This is a genomic window from Actinomyces sp. Z16 (assembly GCF_003111765.1).
GTDB classification, from domain to species: Bacteria; Actinomycetota; Actinomycetes; order Actinomycetales; family Actinomycetaceae; genus Actinomyces; species Actinomyces glycerinitolerans.
Genome location: NZ_CP027862.1, coordinates 2,616,800 through 2,638,609, shown reverse-complemented (window position 1 = coordinate 2,638,609; position 21,810 = coordinate 2,616,800). Strand labels below are relative to the sequence as shown.

Below are 21,810 nucleotides of genomic sequence, written 5' to 3'. Positions count from 1 at the left end.
AGACCATGACCGCATCCCCTCTCGTGCTCTCCACCGGCCTGCTGGCCGCCGAGTCCGTCGTCGGGGCCGCCGCCCCGGCCACCGGCGCCGCCGCACTGGCCTGGCTGCTGATCGCCGTGCCCGCGGCCTCGGCCGCCATCCTGCTGCTGGCGGGTCGGGCCGCCGACGCCTGGGGCCACTGGCTGGGCGTGGCCGCATCGCTCTTCAGCGCCGTCCTGGGCCTGATCATCCTCGCGCAGGTGCTCGGCCTGGACGCCGCCGACCGGGTCCTGGGCGTACCACTGTGGCGCTGGTTCGGCGCCGGCGACCTGAACGTGCAACTGGGCCTGCGCCTGGACCCGCTGTCACTGACCTTCGTGGCACTGGTGACCTGCGTCGGCTTTCTCATCCACGTCTACTCGGTGGCCTACATGGCCCACGACCGGGACCGCCGCCGCTTCTTCGCCTACCTGAACTTCTTCATCGCCGCCATGCTCACCCTGGTGCTCGGCGACTCCTACATCTCCCTGTTCATCGGCTGGGAGGGCGTGGGTCTGGCCTCCTATCTGCTCATCGGCTTCTGGAACACCGCCGATGCCGACGCCCCCCAGGCGGAGCAGTTCACCAGCCGGGAGAACGCGGCCGCCGCCAAGAAGGCCTTCGTCATGAACCGCATCGGCGATGTGGGCCTGCTGCTGGCCATGATGGCCTGCATCGCCCAGGTCGGCTCGGTCGCCTACGACGCGGTGCTGCCCGCCGCCCAGGAGGGGACCATCTCCACCGGCTGGCTGACCGCCATCGGCTTCTTCCTGCTGCTGGCCGCCTGCGGTAAGTCCGCCCAGTTCCCGCTACAGGCCTGGCTGGGCGACGCCATGGCCGGCCCCACCCCGGTGTCCGCGCTGATTCACGCCGCCACCATGGTCACCGCCGGCGTCTACCTGATCGTCCGCTCCGGTGCCGTCTTCGAGGGCGCCCCCGACGCCCAACTGGCCGTCGCCGTCGTCGGCGCCATCACCCTGGCCCTGGGAGCCGTCATCGGCTGCGCCAAGGACGACATGAAGAAGGTGCTGGCCGCCTCCACCATGAGCCAGATCGGCTACATGATGCTGGGGGCCGGTCTCGGCCCGGTCGGCTACGCCTTCGCCATCTTCCACCTGCTCACCCACGGCTTCTTCAAGGCACAGCTGTTCCTCGGCGCCGGCAGTGTCATGCACGCCATGAGCGACCAGGTGAACATGCGCCGCTTCGGCGGGTTGCGCCGCGCCATGAAGCTCACCTGGATCACCATGGGCATCGGCTGGCTCGCCATCATGGGCATTCCGCCCTTCTCTGGCTTCTGGTCCAAGGACAAGATCATCGAGGCGGCCTTCGTCGGCGACGGCGCCCGTCCCTGGATCCTGGGCACCATCGCCCTGCTGGGGGCGGGACTCACCGCCTTCTACATGTCGCGGCTGTTCTTCATGATCTTCCACGGCACTCCCCGCTGGACCACGGCCAAGGACATTGAGGGCGAGGTCCACCCGCACGAGTCCGGCTGGCTGATGACCCTGCCGCTGATCGTCCTGTCGGTCTTCTCCGTCGGCCTGGGCTGGGCGCTGAGCATCGGCGACACCTTCGTCACCTGGCTGGAGCCCGTCACCGGGCAGGCGGGCGCGCACGGCGAGCCGGTCCTCCCGGCCACCGTCATCATGGTCTCCACTCTCGCCCTGGTGATCGTCGGCGCCGTCGTCGCCTGGGTCATGTACGTGCGCCGCGCGGTGCCCACGGTGGTGCAGCGCTCCAACGTGATGGTGGAGGCCGCCCGCCACGACATGTACCAGGACACCATCAACGAGGCTGTCGCCATGCGGCCCGGCCAGGGACTCGTCCTGGCGGCCGGGGCCACGGACCACTACGTCGTCGACGGCGCCGTCGAGGGGCTCGCCAAGGGCACTGCGGCGCTGGGCCGGCTCACCGCCCGCACCGAGTCCGGCAGCGTCCGCTCCTACGCCGGCTACATGCTCGGCGGAACGGTGCTCGTACTCATCGCCGTCCTGGCCGGCAGGTTCTGAGAGGACACGACAAGCCCATGAATGCAACGTTCCCCGTACTGACCACCATGGCCATCGTCCCGCTGGGCGGGGCACTGCTGCTGTGGCTCGTGCCGCCGCTGCGCCGCCAGGGTCGGGTCATCGGCCTGCTGTTCGCCCTGGCCACCCTCGGCGTGGGAATCTGGACGCTCGCCGTCTTCGACGCCTCCCAGGCCGGCGCCATCCAGCTGACCGAGACCCACTCCTGGATTCCGATGCTGGGCGTGTCCTGGGCGCTGGGCGTCAACGGCCTCGGCCTGGCCATGCTGCTGCTGACCGCCTTCCTGGTGCCGCTGGTGCTATTGGCCAGCTGGGGTGAGATCCCCGCCGACCAGCAGGGCCTGTTCAGCGGCCTGGTGCTGGTGCTGGAGGCCTTCGTGGTGGTCATCTTCGCCGCCCGCGACGTCTTCCTGTTCTACATCTGCTTCGAGGCCATGCTGGTGCCGGTGTACTTCCTGATCGGCCGCTTCGGCGGTGAGCGCCGCCGCCGCGCCGCTCTGAAGTTCCTGCTGTACTCCCTGGCCGGCGGACTGATCATGCTGGTCGGTGTGGTGGCCCTGTACGTGTACGGGCCGCGCGGCGAGGGCGCCTACCTGGTTGAGAACCTGGTCGGCCAGATCACCGCCTCCACCACGGCCGGCCGCTGGATCTTCGCGTCCTTCTTCATCGCCTTCGCCATCAAGGCGCCGATGGTGCCGGTGCACACCTGGTTGCCGGACACCGCCGAGCAGGCCACTCCGGGAACCTCCGTGCTGCTGATCGGCGTGCTGGACAAGATCGGCACCTACGGCATGGCCGCCCTGGTACTGCCCCTGTTCCCGCGTGAATCCGCCTGGGCCGCCCCGGTGATCCTGGTGCTGGCCGTGGTCGGCATCATCTACGGCGGCCTGGCTGCCGTCGCGCAGGACAACCTCTACCGGCTGATCTCCTACACCTCCATCAGCCACTTCGGCTTCATGGTGCTGGGCCTGTTCGTCGGCAGCCAGATCGCCGCCACCGGCGCCATGGTCTACATGGTCGCCCACGGGCTGTCGATCGCCGGGCTGTACCTGGTCAGCGGCTTCCTCGCCCGCCGCACGGGCACCGTGGCCATCAGTGAACTCGGCGGCATGCAGCGAGTCATGCCGCTGATCGCCGGCACCTTCCTCATCTCCGGCTTGGCCTCCATCGCCCTGCCGGGCCTGAGCGGCTTCGTGCCGGAGTGGATGGTGCTGACCGGCACCTTCTCGAAGTCGGTGCCGCTCGGCGTCGTCGCCGTGCTCGGCGTCATCATCGCCGCCGTGTATGTGTTGCTGCCCTACCAGCGGGTGTTCACCGGCGCCCCCGCCCGTGAGCGGGTGGGCAGCGCCGACCTGGACGGACGCGAGAAGCTGGTCCTGGTTCCGGTGATCGCCGCCATGCTCGCCGTCGGGTTGGCACCCGCACCGCTGACAGACGCCTTCGAGGACGTCGCCGGCCAGGTCGCCGCGGCCGTGGAGGCCCCCGGCGAGACCGCCGCTCTGGCCACCGTGCCCACCGCCCCGGCCGACCCCGCTGTCGCCGTCGTGATCGCAGAAGGGAACACCAAGTGAGCTTCACCGCCCCGGTCATTGAATGGGCCGGCCTCACCCCGGTACTGATCATTCTGGGCGCGGGCGTCGTCGGCGTCCTCGTGGAGGCCTTCGTGCCCCGTAGCGTCCGCCCGGCCGTCCAGGTCCTCTTGAGCCTGCTGGCCATCCTCGCCTCCGCCGTCGCCCTGTCGGGCCGCTGGAGTGTTGTCGTGGCCGTCGGCAGCGGCCGGGAGCTGACCACCGGCATCGCCGAAGACCCCTTCGGGGTGGCCGCCCAGGGCATTCTGCTGGCCATCGGCCTGCTGGCCGTCCTGGTCATGGCCGACCGCACCACCGCCGACGACGGCGCCTTCGCCGCACAGGCCGCCGACCGGCCCGGCAGCGCCGAGGAGGAGGAATCCATCCACGCCGGCTGGGTCGCCACCGAGATGTTCCCCCTGACCCTGTTCTCGCTGGGCGGCATGATGCTGTTCCCGCTGGCAAACGGCATGATCACCCTGTTCGTCGCCCTGGAGCTGGTGTCGCTGCCGCTGTACATCATGGCGGCCATGGCCCGCCACCGCCGCCTGCTCAGTCAGGAGGCCGCCCTGAAGTACTTCGTGCTGGGCGCCTTCTCCTCCGCCTTCCTGCTCATGGGCGCCGCCTTCCTATACGGCGTGTCCGACTCGGTGGACTACAGCGTCATTGCCATGGCCATCGGCGGTGGGGGAGTGGCCGGCATGGACTGGCTGGCGCTGGCCGGGGTCGCCCTGGTCACCGTCGGGCTGCTGTTCAAGACCGCTGCCGCCCCCTTCCACGCCTGGAGCCCCGACGTCTACCAGGGGGCGCCGACCCCCGTGACCGGCTTCATGGCCGCGGGGGTCAAGGCCACCGCCTTCCTCGCCCTGGTGCGCTTCTACTACGTGCTCGGCGGGACGCTCGGCTGGGACCTGGCCCCCTTCCTGTGGACCGTCGCCATCTTGACCATGGCCGTGGGCACCGTCGTCGGTGTCATCCAGAAGGACGTCAAGCGCATGCTCGCCTACTCGGCCATCGCTCACGCCGGCTACATGCTCATCGGCATCATCGCCTGGAACGGGATGGGCGTGAGTGGCCTGCTGCTGTACGCGCTCACCTATGGCATCGCGACCGTTGGCGCTTTCGGCATCATCGGCCTGGTGCGCACCAGCCACGACGGTGCCCCCGGTGCCGAAGCCAATGACCTGGAGGCCTTCACCGGCCTGGGCCGCCGCAGCCCCTGGCTGGCCGGCGCCATGACCGTGTTTCTGCTGTCCTTCGCCGGGATCCCGCTGACCGCCGGATTCATGGCCAAGTTCGAGGTGTTCATCGCCGGCATCGCCGGTGGGGCCACCTGGCTGGTGATCGTCGCCATCGTCAGTTCCGTTGCCACGGCCTTCTTCTACATGCGGTTGATCGTGCTCATGTTCTTCCGGGAGCCCGACGGCGACCGCGTGGTCGTGGTCGGCTCGATGGGCCCGGCCGCGTTGACGATCGGTCTGGCGGCCGCCGCCACCGTCCTGATCGGCGTGCTGCCGCAGGCCGTGCTCGGCTCGCTGGCAGACGCCGCTATGCTCCTGCCGTGATTGGAACGCTGCCACTCAGCCTGCCGCAGCTCGAAGAACGGATTGTTCCGGAGCTCGAGACCGTCGAGACGCGCCTGCTCGAGGTCGTCAGCAGCGCTGACGCGACGATCAACCCGCCGACCTCCCACCTGGCGGCGGCCGGTGGGAAGCGGCTGCGCCCGGTGCTGACGCTGCTGACCGCCCAACTGGGCGACCCGGAGTTGGCGACGGGCGAGCTGGTGCGAGACGCCGGCGTCGCGGTCGAGTTGACCCACATCGCCACCCTCTACCACGACGACGTCATGGACGAGGCCCCGCTGCGGCGCGGCGCCCCGAGCGCACAGACCGTTTGGGGCAACTCCGCCGCCATCCTCGCCGGCGACGTGCTGGTGGCGCGCGCCTCCCAGCTGGTGGCGGCGCTGGGACCGCAGGCGGTGCTGGCCCACTCCAAGACCTTTGAGCGGCTGTGCATGGGGCAGCTGCATGAGACCCTGCCGCGCCCCGCGGGCACCGATCCGGTGGCGCACTACCTGCAGGTGCTGGCGGACAAGACCGGTTCGCTGATCGCGGTCTCGGCCCGTTACGGTGCCATGCTCACCCGAGCGGGGGAGGCTACCGAGGCGATTGTGGAGGCCTTCGGGGAGAAGATCGGCGTGGCCTTCCAACTGGCCGACGACTGCATAGATCTGACCAGCGACGCCGCCACCACCGGCAAGACGCCGGGCACAGACCTGCGGGAGGGCGTGGACACCATGCCGGTGCTGCTGCTGCGTCAGGCGCTTGCCGCCGGCGAGCTGGACGCCGCCGGGCAGTCGATCCTGGCGACCCTGTCTAGCGCCGACCTGTCCGACGACGCGGTCCTGGCCGGTCTCGTCGCCCAGCTTCGGGTGCATCCGGTGTTGAGCCGCACCCGGGAAATGGCGACGCATTGGGCGGACCAGGCGATCGCGGTGCTGAACGGACTGGAAGAGACTGTGCTGGCCGGTACCAAGGATCGTCTGGATGCCGCGGGCGTGACCGGATCTGCGCGCGAGGCCGCCCTGGCCGACGCGCGGGAGCGGGCGGCGCTGGTGCACGACGGCATGGTGCAGTTCGCCCATCTGCTGGTGGACCGCGCCGCCTGACCGTCAGCCGCGCCGAGACCGGCACAAGTAGCGCACCTGAACCGGCGGAAATGACATGGCGACAGGGATCAGTCCAGCCATGCGTTGGCGGGGTAGAAGCTGCCGCCGCATGCCAGGCCCCAAGCCGTGACCGCGATCGGCCAGTCAATCCCCACCCCGGCGACCTCGCCCAGTGGCTCGCCGGTGGTGACCGAGGTCAGCTCGACGTCGGCGGTTGTGTCCGCCCCGGCCGCGGGAACCGTGTACAGCACGTCGCCGAAAACGCAGGCGGCCTGCGGTGCCGGCCGACTCTTGTCCCAGCCGGGAGCTCCGGTGGTCGAGCTCGGTGGGTCGAGGTAGTAAAAGGGGCCGGCGGTGAAAAGAAGTTGGCGCTGGTCGCTGAATATGCCTGGCACGTGATACGAGCTGCCGATGGCATAGGACACGGTTGAGCCGTTGAAATAGGAGTCCGTGACGTCGAGGGCAATGGTCTGTCCTGTTGCCATTTCGCGGGCGTAGCAGCTGTTGTTGACGGAGCGTGTGGGAGCGCCGTAGTAGTAGAGCCAACCGTTCCAGGCGAAGAACGGTTCAGCGGCCTCTATGGATACTTCCTGTCCATCTGCCAGCGAGATGACGGAGGTTGCGCTGCTGTTGATCCTCACAGCCTCGCCGTAAAGGTCGAACGGCCCAAGGTTGGGTACGTCGGCCAGGACATCGAGCTCGACGGAGAGATCCTCGGTGGACAGACGCAGCCCCAAGGGCTGGGCGTCGTAGGAGTCGCTGGACGGATCGGCGGATAGCAGCAGGCCGGTGCGGTCCGGCGACAGGGACAGGTACAGTCCGCTGCGAAGCCCGCCTCCCGGGTGGCGCGAGCTGGTCGGCACGATGACGTCCTTGATGGGCAGCCCTTCGCTGATCGTTGTAGACGTCTCCAGAGCACCGTTAGTCAGGTTGACCTTAACCAGGCTGACCGGGAAGTTCATGGAACCGCGGATGGTTTCGCCGGGGTAGGCATAGTCAACGGCGGCTACCACGAGGTATGCGTGGGTGCCATCAATGACGGCGGGGCCAGCGCTCAGCGCCGTATAGGGAAGGCCGGGGGTGGGAGAGGCGGAGTCGTCGGAGGTGCCGAAGGGATCGAGGCGGGACGTTGCGGGAGAATCTTTGAGGTCGACCTCCTTGGTGATCAGTTCCCCGTCCTCGTCCAGGAGTACCGCCCAGGTGGTGGGACCATTGAGATCCACCACCACGGGACGCAGGCCGTTGGTTTCGGGGAGTAGGTCGTCGTTAACCTCAGCAGTACCTGCCAGGTAATGCTCGTGGACAGCGGTGATGGCGGAGGGCACATTGGCAGTGGGCCACAGTACCCGGGAGGAGAAGCCTGAGGGGCAGGAGGTGGAGGACGGTGGCGCGGGCACAGGCGGCTGCTTGATGGTCGCAGCCGGAACGGGCGAGGGGGTGGGCGCTATGACGTTGCTTTTGCCGGAGGATGAACAGGCGGTGAGGCCGGCGAGAGCTCCGGAGCCAAGGGTTGCGGCAAGGGCAGTGGCTAGGACGGTACGACGACGCATGGCTGTTCCTAAATGCCTGATGGCGAGTGTTGGGCGAGCGGTGGGTTGCTGATGTGGGATGGGCACCGGGGACGACGGTGAAGGTGCCGCTATCCGGTCGGGCTGGAGGAGGCCTGGGGTGATGCGGGGCCGGGACTGGCTGTCCCCGTGGGCTGCTGGGGGACGCCGTCGAGCCACTGTGTGGCCGCGTAGAAGCGGTCGCCTACGGCAACTCCCCAGGCGGTTACCACAGGGGAGTCATCCACTGTCACCGTCATCTCCCCGGTCTCACACGTGCCCAGGGCGTCGCCCTCCTCCCCCTCACTCAGCGAGATCATCTCCACGCGCAAGTGGCCACTAGCGTCCTCTTGGTACCAGGCATAGAGGACATCCCCGCATACGCAGGCGCCATCAGGCACCTTGTCCTCGCCATTCCAGGACACGATCGGGGTGGTCTGGCCGGGGCGTAACACACGGAGAGCTTCTATCCCCGAGGCCGAGCTCCTGCCGATCTGGATGATCTCCGGTTGATCGGAGTAGATCTCCGGCCAGTAGCTCCCATTCGATGTCTGAATGTCCATGTCCGTCACGGTGATGGCCTCTTTCGAACCGAGCTCCTGGGCACGAAGGGAACGCTCTTGCTGGTAATAGAACCAGCCATCCCGCACCAGGTGGGGGTAGGCGTCCTCAGACGGCCTGATAAGCGTGCCGTCCTCGAGGCAGACCAGCAGCCATTCCCGGCCGAATTCGGTTTTGCCCACCACGGCCTGGCCACAGGGGGAGACCATGTCGTAGCCTCGGCCGCGCAGAAGGTCGTGGCTGTCCAGCTCCACGGAGAGATCTTCGGTAGACAGACGCAGCCCGATGTGGGCGTATGTCTCCTTACGGAAGGATCCCTCGTCGGTGTCGGGAGCGCCGGTGAGTAGGAGACCGGCGCGGTCCTGTGTGAAGGACAGGCAGAGATGGCGTATCGCGCTGGCCGGCCAGCTCTCGCTTACGGTGGTTACGGCATCCAGGGACCCGTCGGCCAGGTCGACCTTAAGCAGGCTGACGAGGCAGGCGTCGTCGGGCTGGGAGTAGTACTCCTGGTTGTACGGCACGCCGGCCAAAGCGGCCACGACGGTGTAGGCGTGCGTGTCATCAATCACCGCCGGACCGGCGACGAGCATGGTCGTGGGCTGGTTGTCGTCCGGGTCGCGCTCGCCCGGCCCGGCCTTGCTGTCCGGCACTACCTGCCTAGTGGTCCACCGTCCGTCGTCGTCGAGGAGGACGCCCCATGTGGTGGGACCGTTCAGGTCCACCACCACCGGGCACATCCCCTGGACGTAGGCCGTGGCCTCGGTGGCCTGAACGGCCCCGGTAAGGAAGTGTTCGCGCACTGCGGTGACAGTGGAGCGCACGTGAGAGCCACCCGGCCACAGGTGCTGGTCGCTCAGAGCATCCGGGACGGCGTCCGGGCCGGGCGGCATGGCCGGTGACGGCGTCGGCGCCGCACTGGGGGAGTTGAAGACGGAGCAGGCGGGCAAGCCGATGAGCGACCCGACGGCACCCAAGGCGGCGGCGGTTAGAACAGTGCGTCGACGCATCGAGACTCCTACCGGGCCTGCACCCGGGGACGGGGATGGAGACGGTCCCAGTGTCCCGGGGTGCTCCCGATATGCCCATGGGCAGGGCTGCCCGCCGCCCTGTTGCTAAGACCGGCACCAATGACACCCCCGGGCTGGTAGGACGTTGTGTACCGGGAGCTGCCGGTCAGTGCAGCCAGTCGGTGGCTGCGTGGAAGGTACAGGCCCCGCCTCGGCTGTAGAAGTAGCCGGCACCGACCTCGGAGACGGCTAGCGCCTGCGGCTCACGATCGATTCCGTCCTCCTCGGTTCCGAGCCTGGCGGTGGCCAGCTCTTCGCCGGTGGCGAGATCGATCAGGTGCAGCTCATGCGCGGCGGAGGGATAGGCTGCATAAACGACATCGCGGTGGACGGCAAGCGCTGCGGGGATGGTGTCGCCGGCGTCCGCAGACAGGGATAGTGTCGCCGTCGGTGAACCGAGGGGGCGCACATCCAGCGCCGAGTCGGTGCGCACGACCGAATAACCGCCCGTCTCCCACACCGTCGGGCGCGCGTCCGGCGCGCCTACGGGAGGCTGATCGGCCATGGTCACCTCCTCGCCGGTGGTCACGTCCATGACGCGCCAGGCGTCGAAGGCCGTCTCCAGCCAATACAGCCAGCGGCCGAGCAGGTAGGTGTCGGTGTTGTTCTCCTGGGTGACCAGGTTGCCGGACTCGAGCGAGTAGACGATGTAGGGCGGGTAGGCGCCCTCGGAGTAGGGGGAGCTCGCCGTGCCTGTCAGTAGGGCGTCGCCGTTGACCTGATGGAAGGTGTCATAACCAACTTGATGCGGATCCTTAAGGGCAATCTCCATCGACTCGGTGTTGATGGCCCAAACGCGGGTGTCGCCACGGATTCTCCCGGTACCGACGCCCAGGTTGATGCCGTCGGTGTCTAGCGCCATCGCCCAGTTGCCGATCGTGGTGTCGACTGCGGCGTCGACGTCTAGCGGCAGCACTGCCACGACAGCCGCAGCCTCCAGATCCACCTTGAGCAGATGGGCCTGCCAGGCGGATTCCTGGGTCACCCCGGTGCGTACCGCCGTTACGACGACATAGCCGAAGTGGGCAGCGGCGTCGACGACCATGATTTCGTCGGTGAGAATCTGAGCCGGTCCGACCTGCGGTGCGAGGTTCTGAAGCTCTTCGGCGGAGCCCATGGCTACCAGTTCCATGGAGTCGGCGTCGGTGCCGTCGGCTGTGAAGTACCAGTAGTTCATGGCGGATGGATCCCCGTACCACCAGGTGTTGCCGCTGCTGCCCACGAGGTAGCCGCCACGGAGCCAGGTGAACGACTCGGGTCGGAAGTCTGATCCCGGCAGACTCCCGGCGTCGTCGAAGGCGGTCGGAATACGCGGGGTGGACGTTGCAGAGGGCGCTGCGCTCGCTCCGACAGTGGGCGTACGAGCGGTGGGCCCGCTCGACGGCGTCCGCGGGCGGCATGCGCTAGTCAGGGGGAATGCGGCAGCTGCCAGCATTCCGCCGAGAAGATGACGGCGCTTCATGAGACTCCTCAATCCAAACGAAAGAATTATTTCAATTCTATATCGGGCGGTGTTGGTGTGTCCCTGCCGCGGAAACGCGGCTCTTCGTGTTTGGGGGTGTGGCTGGTGGTGTGTTCTGGTTGGCCTGAGAACGAGTTCTGCCGAGGACGACCTCTCCCGCGCCCGCGCGCAGCCTCACGTGCCCGAAGGCCATCTCCCGTGCCCGAGGGCGGCCTGCCGGGCCCGTGGATGGCCTCCGTGCGGTTGTTCCGAGCGGTCGCACCCTCGAGTGCGAAGCGCTGGTCGGCGCTGGTTTCCGATCTTGGGGTGTGGTTTACGACCCCGGGGTGGTCGTGAATCGCACCCCAAGGTCGTAAAACGACATGACAGCCGTCTCACGGGAGCACAGCCAGCCGAGGAACACGGGCCCCGCCATCCCCGGGCCACGGGGGCGGGTCCCCGTCCCTGAAGCCCAGGCCCACGCCGCCGGGCGCGGGCCGGGCGCTGACCCGCACCGCCGGGCGCGGGCCAGGCGGACTGCCGAGTGCGGCGTCGGAGGGCACTGGCACGCGGGCCGTCATGGTGCGGCGTCAGGGCGCGGCGTCATGGGGTGGTGTCGTGGGGTGGACGGTTCGTGTGTTCCGGTGACGGTTCGTCAGGTAGCACCAACGGTTCGGCATGAACGACGACGGTTCGTACCCCTACCCCACGAACCGTCGCCGGATGTGCCGAACCGTCGACCAGAGCGTACGAACCGTCGCTGGATGTGCCGAACCGTCGACCCGAGCGTACGAACCGTCAGGCGAAGGCGCGAACTTTCACGCAAGCACCCGAACCGTCACGCACGATCCGCCGCTGTCCGCCGTGATCCACCGAGATTCACGGTGAACTATCCCATCCCCGCTCATCGCACCCGCCGGAGCACACACAAACCACCACCCAGACACCCCACCCACCACACCCACAAACACGAAGAGCCGGAAACGCTCGGCCTTGACTGTGATGCGCCGCCTGCATCGGTCGCGGTGCGCCACTCGTGTCGACTTCGGCGAGCGGAGCGGCGGAGCCTGGTCGGGCGAGCGGGACGCACGCCACACCGCGACCGGCGAACACCCGCATACACTTGGGCCGGCCTGAGCGGCGCACCGCCCGGTGCGCGTGGGGCCGCCCACCCGTAGTCACTAGGAACGAAGAGCAGTGAACGCACGTCCCCTCAATGTTGCCGTCATCGGAGCAGGCCCCGCCGGTATCTACGCTTCGGACATCCTGTCGAAATCGGGTTTGGACGTGAATATCGACCTGTTTGAGCGCCTCCCGGCCCCCTACGGGCTGGTGCGCTACGGCGTCGCCCCGGACCACCCGCGCATCAAGCAGATCATCGTGGCCCTTTACAAGATCCTCCAGCGCGGCGACATCCGGCTGATCGGCAACGTGGAGGTCGGCCGCGACATCTCCGTCGCCGAGCTGCACGAGCACTACGACGCCTTGATCTTCTCCACCGGCGCCGACACCGACGCCCCCCTGGACATCCCCGGGATTGACGCGCCCGAGGCATACGGCGGCGCCGACTTCGTCTCCTGGTACGACGGTCACCCCGACCACCCGCGCACCTGGCCGCTGGAGGCCCGGCAGGTCGCCGTCATCGGCGTCGGCAACGTCGCCCTGGACATCTCCCGCATCCTGGCCAAGCACGTGGAGGACCTGATGACCACGGAGATCCCGACGAATGTGGCCGAGACCCTGGCGAAGTCCCCGGTCACCGACGTGCACGTATTCGGTCGCCGCGGCCCCGCCCAGGTGAAGTTCACCCCCCTGGAGCTGCGCGAACTCGGCAAGCAGCCCGACGTGGACGTCACCGTCGACGAGGAGGACTTCGAGTACGACGAGGGCTCCCGCGAGGCCCTGGCCGTCTCCAACCAGCAGCGGCAGGTGGTCAAGGCCCTGGAGAACTACGCCATGCAGGAACCCGAGGAACTGACCGCCTCCCGCACCATCCACATCCACCTGTTCCAGGCGCCGGCCGCCATCCTCACCGACGACGCCGGGCATGTGCGCGCCCTGCGCACCGAACGCACCCGCCTCAACGGCGACGGCACCGTCTCCGGCACCGGCGAGTTCCGGGACTGGCCGGTGCAGGCCGTCTACCGCGCCGTCGGCTACGCCGGCAGCCCGATCGAGGGCCTGCCCTTCGACGCCGACCGGCACGTGATCCCCAACGCCGGCGGCCGCGTGCTCGGCGATGACGGTGAACCGCTCACCGGCATCTACGCCACCGGCTGGATCCGCCGCGGCCCGGTCGGCCTGATCGGCTCCACCAAGTCCGACGCCCAGGAGACGATCACGAACCTGGTCGCCGACGCCAACGCCGGCCTGCTGCACGCCACCACGGAGGACGAGTCCCAGGTCGGCCACGACGCCCTGCTGGCGCTGCTCGACTCCCGCGACGTGCCCTACACCACCTGGGAGGGTTGGGAGCTGCTGGACGCCTACGAACGCCACCTGGGGGAGGAGTACGGCGAGGTCACCGTCACTGGGGGCGAGTCCAAGCCGCGCGAGCGCGTCAAGGTCGTCGCCCGGGATGCCATGACCGCCATCTCCCGCAGCACCGAGGGTCCCGACGACCTCATCGGCCAGCCGGACCCCGACCGCGTGCCCGAGCGGGTCGCACACCGACTGCGGGACTGACCCGCCGCCGGGGCGGTAGGCTGTGCCGCCCAGGCCTGTTGTCCAGGCGCCAACCAGAGAAAGGCAGCCTCCCATGCGCATCGGCGTCCCCACCGAGGTCAAGGATCACGAGTACCGCGTGGCGCTCACGCCGGCAGGCGTGGACACACTGGTTCGCCACGGGCATGGGGTGACCGTACAGGCCGGCGCCGGGCTGGGCGCCGGCATCACCGATGCGGATTACCTCGACGCCGGCGCGGACATCGCCGCCGAGGCGGCCTCTGTCTGGGGCGACGCCGAAATGATCCTCAAGGTCAAGGAGCCGGTTCCGGCCGAGTTCGGCTACCTGCGCGAGGGCCTGTTGCTGTTCACCTATCTGCACCTGGCCGCCGACCGCGCGCTCACCGAGGCTCTGCTGGCGAAGCGGGTCACCGCCGTCGCCTATGAGACGGTAGCCACCGACGACGGCGGTCTGCCGCTGCTCGCCCCCATGTCCGAGATCGCGGGGCGGCTCGGGGCGCAGGTTGGTGCAGACGCCCTGCTCGCCCCGGGTGGCGGCTCCGGCGTGCTGCTGGGCGGAGCCGCGGGCGTGCGCCGTGGCAACGTCGTCGTCCTCGGCGGTGGCACCGCCGGCCTGGCCGCCGCCCGCGTGGCGGCCGGCATGGGTGCGGACGTCACCGTCATGGACGTCAACCCGGTCCGCATGCGCCAGATCGACGAACTGACCGGCGGGACGGTCCGCACGCGCTTCTCCACCCCGCTGGATGTGGCCGGCGCGGTGGCCGACGCCGATCTCGTCATCGGGGCCGTGCTCGTCCCCGGTTCTCGCACCCCCAGACTGGTGACTCACGCGATGGCCCAGGCGATGCGCCCGGGCTCGGTGCTCGTGGACATCGCCATCGATCAGGGCGGATGCTTCGAGGACTCCCACGTCACCACCCACTCCGAGCCCACCTACGAGGTGGACGGCAAGATCTTCTACGCCGTCGGCAACATGCCCGGGGCCGTGTCCTACACCTCGACCTACGCACTGACCAACGCGACCCTGCCCTACGCCGTCGCCCTGGCCGACAACGGCTGGCGCGACGCGTGTCGGCAGCGGTCCGACCTCGCCCGCGGCCTGGCCACCCACGCCGGCGCCCTGTACACGGACGGCGTCGGTCAGGCCCTGGACCTCGCCGTCGCCGACGTGGCCACTCTGCTGGCCTGAAGACGGCCCGTTCCCAGCAAGGCCACAGCGAGTGTTCATACACTCGTCGACATGACCAGCACGAACCACCACAACGGACTTAAAACGGCGGTCCTCATGGGGGACTGTGGGGGTTGCTGCTCCTGATCGGCTGGCTGCTGGCGCGCGGCACCGGCTCGAGCGTCTGGCTGCTGCTCATGCCCGCGATCGGGGTGGCGCAGACGGCATACTCCTACTGGAACTCCGACAAGCTTGCGGTGCGCTCCATGGGCGCCGTCGAGGTCAGCGAGGCGCAGCAGCCGGTCATGTACGCCGTCGTGCGCGAGCTGTCCACGGCGGCGGGGCAGCCCATGCCGCGCCTGTACGTGGCGCCGACCGTGAGCCCGAACGCCTTCGCCACCGGCCGTGACCCGCAGCACGCCGCCGTTTGCTGCACCCAGGGCATTTTACAGCTGCTCAATGAGCGGGAGTTGCGGGGAGTGCTCGGCCACGAGCTGTCCCATGTGTACAACCGGGACATCCTGACCGGCTCGATCGCCGCCGGCATCGCCGGGGTGATCTCCTCGATCGCCACCGGCATCATGTGGTTCGGCGGGGGTCGCGACCGCCGCGACTCCAACGCTATCGTCCTGCTCCTGCTGGCGCTGCTGGCTCCGCTGGCGGCCAGCCTGACCCAGTTCGCAGTCTCCCGCACCCGCGAGTACGACGCCGATCACGACGGCGCGGTCCTGACCAACGACCCGCTGGCCCTGGCCAGTGCGCTGCACAAGCTGGAGACGGGCGTGGCCGCCGCGCCCATGCCGCAGGACCCGCGCCTGGAGCCGGTCAGCGCCATGATGATCGCCAACCCCTTCGGCGGGGTGCGAAACCTGTTCGCCACCCACCCGCCGATGGCGCAGCGCATCGCCCGTCTGGAGCAGATGGCCGGCTACTGATTCGGCGGCGTGGCGCGGCCGCGGTGCCTAGGCCGGGGGGGGGAGAGAGAATCAGGGCTGCTCGGTGCCCAGACAGAACACGATGTCGTTGGTGTCGTCTCCGGTCAGGCTTCCCAGGTTGGGTTCGGTGCTGGAGCTGTAGAAGTCGAAGTTCCACACGTACCAATAGTCGTATGCGTCATCATCGACGCCGGCGTTGTAGCAGGCGTCAGGCCATGTCTCCATTTCGGAGTCCTTGACGTCGGTGAGTACCTTCAAGACCTCACGACTCCCAGTAGTGCAGTCCTGCGCCGTGGCCTCCCGGGTGGACTCGTTGATGTGCAGGCAGTCGCCCTCCTGTACGCCGGCCAACGAGATACTCGGGTCCTCGTTCACGCCGATCAGGCACAGGTCTTCATAGACGGTGGTTGTACCTGCCAAGGTGGTGCAGTCGGCTCCGGCGGCCGCGGTGACCTTGTAGGCGGCGTCGTCGGCGTCACAGTCCGTGACGTGGACCTCGCTGCTCTTTTTGCCCTCCGGTTCCTGGATGCACTCCCCGGTGGCGGCCTTGGTGGCGGGGGTGGGACGATTGAGCGAAGTCACGCCGATGATGACGCCGATGATGATGATCAACGGCACTGCGATCACAATCGTGGGGATCCGGCGTTTCTGGCGCGTGGGCTGTTGGGGCTGCTGCATGGGAGCGCCGGGTGTCGGCGTCGACATCCCGGGTTGCTGCTGACCGTACGGGGCCTGTCCGTACTGGGACTGGGGAGCGGGCTGCTGGTTGGGGCCGTAGGGGGACTGAGGTTGCGACATGGCAACGACTCTAGAACGCATCGCGTCAAGATGGGGCTGGACGTGGCACCGGCGTCGCTGTGAGCAGGGTCCTATGGCGGCGATTGGCGTGCGCCGCCGTCGGCTTGCTATCCTTCCACGGCACCGAGCGAGGACGTGAGGTCGTGAGAACGGCCTACGACGAGCCCGGAGCCCGGCGGGTTGCCCGAGCGGCCAATGGGAGCTGACTGTAAATCAGCCGCAGTATGCTACGGGGGTTCGAATCCCTCACCCGCCACCATGGTTGCGGCGTTTGCGCGCACGCAGTCAGACCCGCCCGCAAGGCGGGGCCGCGGTGAGCGAAGCCACGGCGAACGGAGTTGCGTGTGCGAATCCGATCTGCCTAAAGTTCCGCTCGTTGCCCCGATAGCTCAGTCGGTAGAGCGTCTCCATGGTAAGGAGAAGGTCAAGGGTTCGAATCCCTTTCGGGGCTCTGATACTGCGGGGGCCTACGGGCCCCTGACGTGTCATCTGGCGAGGTAGCTCAGCTGGTTAGAGCGCACGACTCATAATCGTGAGGTCGAGGGTTCGAGTCCCTCCCCCGCTACGCAAGTTCGAGCATGGCACCCCAAGGGCCGCTCGAGGATCACTGAGAGGAGAGTTACGTGGCTAAGTCCAGCGACGTTCGCCCCAAGATCACTCTGGCGTGCTCGGAGTGCAAGGAGCGCAACTACATCACCAAGAAGAACCGCCGGAACAGCCCGGACCGGCTGTCTCTGTCGAAGTTCTGCCCGCGCTGCGGCAAGCACACGGAGCACCGCGAGACCCGCTGATCATGGCGGCGCCCCCCGCGCGCACAGGCCCCGACGACTCCAGGTCGCCGGGGCCTTGCTGTACCTCCACGACGGCGACTCCGGGTGCCGCGACGGCCGCGGACATGGCCGCCGTCATAGCGCGCGTACTCATGCGCACAGCGCCGACCCCTGGGCGCGAGACGGTCGCCACCGCCCGCTCCGCGCCGTGGTCCCGTGCAACCGGCGCGGCGCAGCAGCTTCTGCCCGCAGTCCTGGCACTGGGGCGGCTGACCGAGCACCTGGTCAGCGACGGCGCCTTCGAATCGGACAGCGCCGGGCAACGGCCGCCTGAGCGCCCCATGGAGACGGGCGCGGCCGGCCTCATCCACCGCCGCTGTCGGATCGCCCCGGTCGGCGCCCAGGCTCCCGACGATCGCCCCCAGGAGCCGGGTGCCGGAGGCGCCGAGGTCGGCCTTCGTCGAACTGCTCGCGGCGGCTGGGAACTGCTGCAGGGGGCGGTCGTCGTCCGCGACGCCGGACCCGCCTGGCCCGCTGGCGCCCGCGTGACCCACGACCTGGCCCGCCGCACACCGCCGACCGCCCCTCCCGTCCCCACCGGTCCGCACCCGCCGGGTGCCGACACCGATTCGGCGCTCCGCGACGTCGATACGCCCGGGACCCTCACCATCACGGCTGCGGACGTGCGCGCCTGGGCCGACGCCACCGGCGATCACAACCCCATCCACCTCCACCCCGGTGCCGCCCACCGAGCCGGGCTGGCCGTGGGGGAGCAGGAACTCGTCGCCCACGGCTTGCTGTTGGGCGCACTCAGCCTCGCCCTCACTTCCACGACCGGCGTCGTCGACCTGCGCTTCCCCGGCCCCGCCGCACTGCCGGGCGGCGGGGTGGCCCGACTCGGCGTCCTCCCCGCCGGCGGCCTCACCATCGCCGGGCGCACCGTGCTGGTGCGGCGCTGAGCGGGCTCAGCGCGCCGGCGCGGACCACAGATCGGTCCAGGTGATGCCCAGGCGGGCCAGCAGGCGCCGCAGCAGCGGCAGAGAGATGCCCACCACACCGTGCGGATCCCCCTCGACGCCGTCGATGAAGGCGCCGCCCAGGCCGTCGATGGTGAAGGCGCCCGCACACCACAGAGGCTCCCCGGAGGCGATGTAGGTGTCGATCTCGGTGTCGCTGGGGGAGCCGAAGTGCACGATCGTGGAGGACACGCCCTCGGCGGTGGCCGCATCGCGTGCGCGCACCAGACTGTGACCGGTGTGCAGGGTGCCGCTGCGGCCGCGCATCGTCAGCCAGCGCTCGCGGGCCCGCTGCGCCGTGCCGGGCTTGCCCACCACCGCGCCATCGATCTCCAGCATGGAGTCACAGCCGACCACCACCAGGTCCGGGTCCGCCTCCACCGCGGCGGGCGGGAGGCCACCGGCCACATCCAGCGCCTTTGCCCGCGCCAGCGCCTGCACCTGCTCGGTGGGCGTGGGGGCGGGAGCATCGGCGGCCGCGTGGGCGTCGGCGAGGTCGGCCAGGACGCGGGATTCGTCGACGTCCGATACCAGCACTTGCGGATCGACACCGGCTGCGCGCAGGGTCGCCAGCCGACCGGTGGACTGAGATGCCAGAACAAGCACGGGCTCAAGCCTAGATGAGTAAGTCAGGGGTGTGGTTCGTGACCGTAGGGCGTAGTACGGGAGCGTCGGGGCAAGCCCCGGTGTCTGCGTGCGCGGCTGTCGACCCGCCCGTTGGACCGCTGTTCCCCCGTTGGACCGCCGTAGCCGCCGGTTACAGCGGTCCAACGGGGCGTGGGCGGTCCAAGGGGGCGTGGGCGGTCCAAGGGGGCGTGGGCGGTCCAACCGGAGCGGTGCCAGGCCCACAGGGGCAAGCCCCGTGGCATTTTCACGCCACCCGTGATACCCCGAAAGCCTCACTCCATCCCACACACCACGACAACACCACCACGCCAACACCACCCCGACTAACGCAACACGAACTAGCGCCGGTCTGCACGCAAGGGTGATCCGAGCAGACTCGGCTGACCGCCGTTTTCCCCTGGAAATACGCGGAAGTGGTTTCTCGGCCCGATTCCGGTGACATCGCTCCAGTGTGCAACGAGGCCCTCGTTGCACACTGGAGCACTGTCATGACACTAGAGCCGCAGGTCAAATCCGCACAATTCCGCGGATTCTGTCGCGGCGCTCACTTCTGGAGTGTGCAGACTCACCACAGGGACTCGAACAACATCACTGGGCCAGGCGCCTCGGCCGCCGAGTGGGCGCACCAATCACACCGACGACCGGCCCCAACACCGGCGCTCAAACCACCCCCTGACACCACCACCTCGGCCGTACCTTCAACCGACCTCGGTGCTCGCATAGGCTGGTGGCATGACCGCCTGCTCCCCGTTCAGCCGGCTCGTGGTGGTGGAGCGCACCGGCTCGACCAACACCGACCTGCGGCTGGCGCTGACCGGCCCCGACGGCGCCCTCGACCCCGCCGCGGCCGCCGCCTGGCCCCACCTGTCCGCCCTGCGGGCCGTCGCCCAGACCGCTGGCCGTGGCCGCGCCGACCACACCTGGACCACGCCGCCCACCGGTGCACTGACCGCCTCGATCGTGGTGCGGCCGCTAGTGCCCGCCGCCAGCCTGGCCTGGCTTCCGCTGCTGGCCGGCCTCGCCGTCGCCCGCGCCCTCGCCCCCCGCCTGGAATCGACCGGCTGGAGCGTGGCCACCAAGTGGCCCAACGACGTCGTCGCCGTGCCCACCCCTGCGGCGTTGGCGCCCGCGGAGGTGCCGGGGTGGGGGACCAGCCGCAAGGTCGCCGGCATCCTCACGGAATTGATCGGCGCGCCCGGTGGCAGCGAGGCCTCCGACTCCGCCGCCCCGGCCCGCCGGGGCGAGGCACCCGCCGTCGTCGTCGGCATCGGCATCAACCTCGCCCAGCCCGCCGCGCAGCTGCCGGTGCCCTGGGCCGCCTCCCTGACCTCACTCGGCGCCCCCGCACCCGCGGCCGCGGCGGTCTTGGAGGACTGCGGACGCCACCTGGCGGAGTTGCTCGCCGACTGGGAGGCGAGCAACGGCGACCCGGACGCCGGCGCGGGCGCGCTGGGGATGCAATTGCGCGGCGCCTGCGCCACCCTCGGACAGAGCGTGCGCGTCACCGGTCCCGCGGAGACCATCACCGGCACCGCCGTCGACCTCGCCCCCGGCCTGGTCCTGCAGGTGGGCGACGGCACCGCTGCGCGCCGCGTCGTCGTCACCGCGGGGGAGGTGACGGGCGTGCGTGCGGCGGATGTGAGCGACGGCGAGGCCGGCCGAGCCGGCGGTGCCTGACCGGAGTTTCGAATCCTTCTGTTTGCTCTAACGATTGATCGCGTGCATGTGATGTGCGCTACTCTTGCGCGGTGACCCATCAGCAGACGCCCGGCCCGAGCACCCCCGCCGGGGACTCCGATCCCGGCGAGGCCGCATCCATAGCGGGCGCCCCGGCCGACGACGCCTGGGCCACGGTTCGCGGTCACGAGCAGCGGCTACTGCAGGGGACCCCCAGCCTGAGCCTGCGGCAGATCGCCGACCGCGCCGGCACCGGGATGGATCTGGCCCGCCGCTTCTGGCGCGCCATGGGCTTCGCCGACGTCGACCCCGACGAAATCTGCTTCACCGATCAGGACGCCGTAGCCCTGCGCACCATCGCAGACCTGATCGACGAGACCGACGACGGCCTGCCGTCCGCGCACGCGCCCGGGGGCGGGCTCGCCGCCAGTAGCGTCCTGGAACTGCTGCGCGCCCAGTCCTTCACCATGGACCGGCTGGTGCTCTGGCAATTGGAAACCCTCGTCGCCGACATCTCCCAGCGCCTGCACCTGGACGACACTGCCGCGCGGCTGGTGGCCCTGGACCACATTGACGAGATGATCGACTCCCTGTCCCAGCAGTTGATCTACGTGTGGCGCCGGCACCTGGCGTCGCTGCTGGACCGCACCGACTCGGAGGTCTCCCGCCGGGGCCGGGAGGACGCCGGACCCGACTTCTACCCGCTGATCCGCTCCCTGGGCTTTGTGGACATCGTCTCCTTCACCCAGCGCGCCCAGACCATGGGCAGGCTGGAGCTCTCGGAGATGCTCGACGACTTCGAGTCCACCGCCCGCGACGTGGTCACTTCCCGCGGCGCCCGTGTGGTCAAGACCATCGGGGATGCGGTCATGTACATCGCCGACGATCTGACCACGGCGGCCGACGTCGTCACCGCGCTCGTCGATGAGCTCCAGTCGGGCCCGGAGATGATGCGGGTGCGCGCCAGCCTGGTGCAGGGACGGGTCGTCTCCCGCTCCGGGGACGTCTTCGGTCCGCCTGTGAACCTCGCCTCCCGGCTGGTGGACACCGCCGAGCCCGGTGGCATCCGCATGGATGAGGCCACCGCCATGGACATTCTCAACGGCCCGGACGCCCACAAGTACACGGTTCACCCCTGCCACGAGGTGGTTGCCAAGGGATTGGGCAACGTCACCCCGTGGGCGCTCGCCCTGGCCTGAGGCCCACCGATCCCGGGTATTCGCCCCGTCCTGAG

15 protein-coding genes, 3 tRNA genes and 1 pseudogene are annotated in these 21,810 nt (G+C 69.1%); 14 read left to right on the top strand and 5 right to left on the bottom strand.

Going from position 1 to position 21,810, the window contains the following annotated elements; translation table 11 throughout:
• Positions 1–5 precede the first annotated feature (5 nt).
• Genes nuoL through C3B71_RS10985 form a run of 4 tightly spaced genes read left to right on the top strand, consistent with a single transcriptional unit; the run spans position 6 to position 6,284 of the window.
• Entirely contained in the window at positions 6–2,030 is a 2,025-nt protein-coding gene (nuoL, locus tag C3B71_RS11000) for an NADH-quinone oxidoreductase subunit L (RefSeq protein ID WP_108968051.1), read from the top strand.
• 17 nt (positions 2,031–2,047) lie between these two features.
• Positions 2,048–3,619 carry an NADH-quinone oxidoreductase subunit M gene (locus C3B71_RS10995; protein WP_108968049.1) on the top strand — a complete coding sequence of 524 codons (1,572 nt, stop codon included), beginning with the start codon at positions 2,048–2,050 and terminating at the stop codon, positions 3,617–3,619.
• A complete protein-coding gene (gene nuoN / locus C3B71_RS10990; protein ID WP_108968046.1) occupies positions 3,616–5,181 on the top strand; it encodes an NADH-quinone oxidoreductase subunit NuoN in 1,566 nt (521 codons plus the stop codon). Before C3B71_RS10995 ends, nuoN begins: the two co-directional genes overlap by 4 nt.
• A complete protein-coding gene (locus tag C3B71_RS10985; RefSeq protein WP_108968043.1) occupies positions 5,178–6,284 on the top strand; it encodes a polyprenyl synthetase family protein in 1,107 nt (368 codons plus the stop codon). Before nuoN ends, C3B71_RS10985 begins: the two co-directional genes overlap by 4 nt.
• 68 nt (positions 6,285–6,352) lie before the next feature.
• Here the strand turns inward: C3B71_RS10985 and C3B71_RS10980 are convergent, their stop codons facing one another.
• From C3B71_RS10980 to C3B71_RS10970, 3 genes are all read right to left on the bottom strand, one after another.
• Positions 6,353–7,681 carry a hypothetical protein gene (locus C3B71_RS10980; protein ID WP_111890612.1) on the bottom strand — a complete coding sequence of 443 codons (1,329 nt, stop codon included), beginning with the start codon at positions 7,679–7,681 and terminating at the stop codon, positions 6,353–6,355.
• 242 nt (positions 7,682–7,923) lie between these two features.
• Positions 7,924–9,399 carry a hypothetical protein gene (locus C3B71_RS10975; RefSeq protein ID WP_108968039.1) on the bottom strand — a complete coding sequence of 492 codons (1,476 nt, stop codon included), beginning with the start codon at positions 9,397–9,399 and terminating at the stop codon, positions 7,924–7,926.
• 166 nt (positions 9,400–9,565) lie between these two features.
• The gene (locus C3B71_RS10970) at positions 9,566–10,681 is read right to left on the bottom strand and encodes a hypothetical protein (RefSeq protein ID WP_108968037.1); all 1,116 of its coding nucleotides are present in this window, start codon (positions 10,679–10,681) and stop codon (positions 9,566–9,568) included.
• Positions 10,682–12,097: 1,416 nt separating this feature from the next.
• On the opposite strand from C3B71_RS10970, the gene C3B71_RS10965 reads away from it, so the two are divergent.
• From C3B71_RS10965 to htpX, 3 genes and pseudogenes are all read left to right on the top strand, one after another.
• Positions 12,098–13,585, top strand: coding sequence for an FAD-dependent oxidoreductase (locus C3B71_RS10965; protein ID WP_108968035.1), 1,488 nt, complete (start codon positions 12,098–12,100; stop codon positions 13,583–13,585).
• 73 nt (positions 13,586–13,658) lie between these two features.
• A complete protein-coding gene (ald, locus tag C3B71_RS10960; RefSeq protein ID WP_108968033.1) occupies positions 13,659–14,774 on the top strand; it encodes an alanine dehydrogenase in 1,116 nt (371 codons plus the stop codon).
• 51 nt (positions 14,775–14,825) lie between these two features.
• A pseudogene (htpX, locus tag C3B71_RS10955) lies at positions 14,826–15,688 on the top strand (zinc metalloprotease HtpX).
• A gap of 51 nt (positions 15,689–15,739) precedes the next feature.
• Here htpX and C3B71_RS10950 read toward each other — a convergent pair.
• Complete coding sequence (locus C3B71_RS10950) at positions 15,740–16,486, bottom strand: hypothetical protein (RefSeq protein ID WP_146752340.1); 747 nt, start codon at positions 16,484–16,486, stop codon at positions 15,740–15,742.
• A gap of 174 nt (positions 16,487–16,660) precedes the next feature.
• Between C3B71_RS10950 and C3B71_RS10945 the strand changes: the two genes are divergently transcribed.
• From C3B71_RS10945 to C3B71_RS10925, 5 genes are all read left to right on the top strand, one after another.
• Positions 16,661–16,745, top strand: a tRNA-Tyr gene (locus C3B71_RS10945).
• A 119-nt stretch (positions 16,746–16,864) separates the two neighbouring features.
• Positions 16,865–16,937 (top strand) — tRNA-Thr (locus C3B71_RS10940).
• A gap of 40 nt (positions 16,938–16,977) precedes the next feature.
• Positions 16,978–17,051 (top strand) — tRNA-Met (locus tag C3B71_RS10935).
• Between the two features lie 58 nt (positions 17,052–17,109).
• A complete protein-coding gene (gene rpmG / locus C3B71_RS10930) occupies positions 17,110–17,277 on the top strand; it encodes a 50S ribosomal protein L33 (protein WP_108968028.1) in 168 nt (55 codons plus the stop codon).
• A gap of 104 nt (positions 17,278–17,381) precedes the next feature.
• Positions 17,382–18,215, top strand: a complete 834-nt coding sequence (locus C3B71_RS10925) for a MaoC/PaaZ C-terminal domain-containing protein (RefSeq protein ID WP_159097677.1) — start codon at positions 17,382–17,384, stop codon at positions 18,213–18,215.
• Positions 18,216–18,221: 6 nt separating this feature from the next.
• Here C3B71_RS10925 and C3B71_RS10920 read toward each other — a convergent pair whose 3' ends face one another.
• A complete protein-coding gene (locus tag C3B71_RS10920) occupies positions 18,222–18,878 on the bottom strand; it encodes a Maf family protein (RefSeq protein WP_073330880.1) in 657 nt (218 codons plus the stop codon).
• A gap of 753 nt (positions 18,879–19,631) precedes the next feature.
• Between C3B71_RS10920 and C3B71_RS10915 the strand changes: the two genes are divergently transcribed.
• Together C3B71_RS10915 and C3B71_RS10910 are read left to right on the top strand one after the other, a co-directional pair.
• Complete coding sequence (locus tag C3B71_RS10915; RefSeq protein WP_108968024.1) at positions 19,632–20,576, top strand: biotin--[acetyl-CoA-carboxylase] ligase; 945 nt, start codon at positions 19,632–19,634, stop codon at positions 20,574–20,576.
• 140 nt (positions 20,577–20,716) lie between these two features.
• On the top strand, positions 20,717–21,775 hold the full coding sequence (locus C3B71_RS10910; protein WP_073331392.1) for an adenylate/guanylate cyclase domain-containing protein: 1,059 nt from the start codon (positions 20,717–20,719) through the stop codon (positions 21,773–21,775).
• The last annotated feature ends 35 nt before the right edge of the window (positions 21,776–21,810 follow it).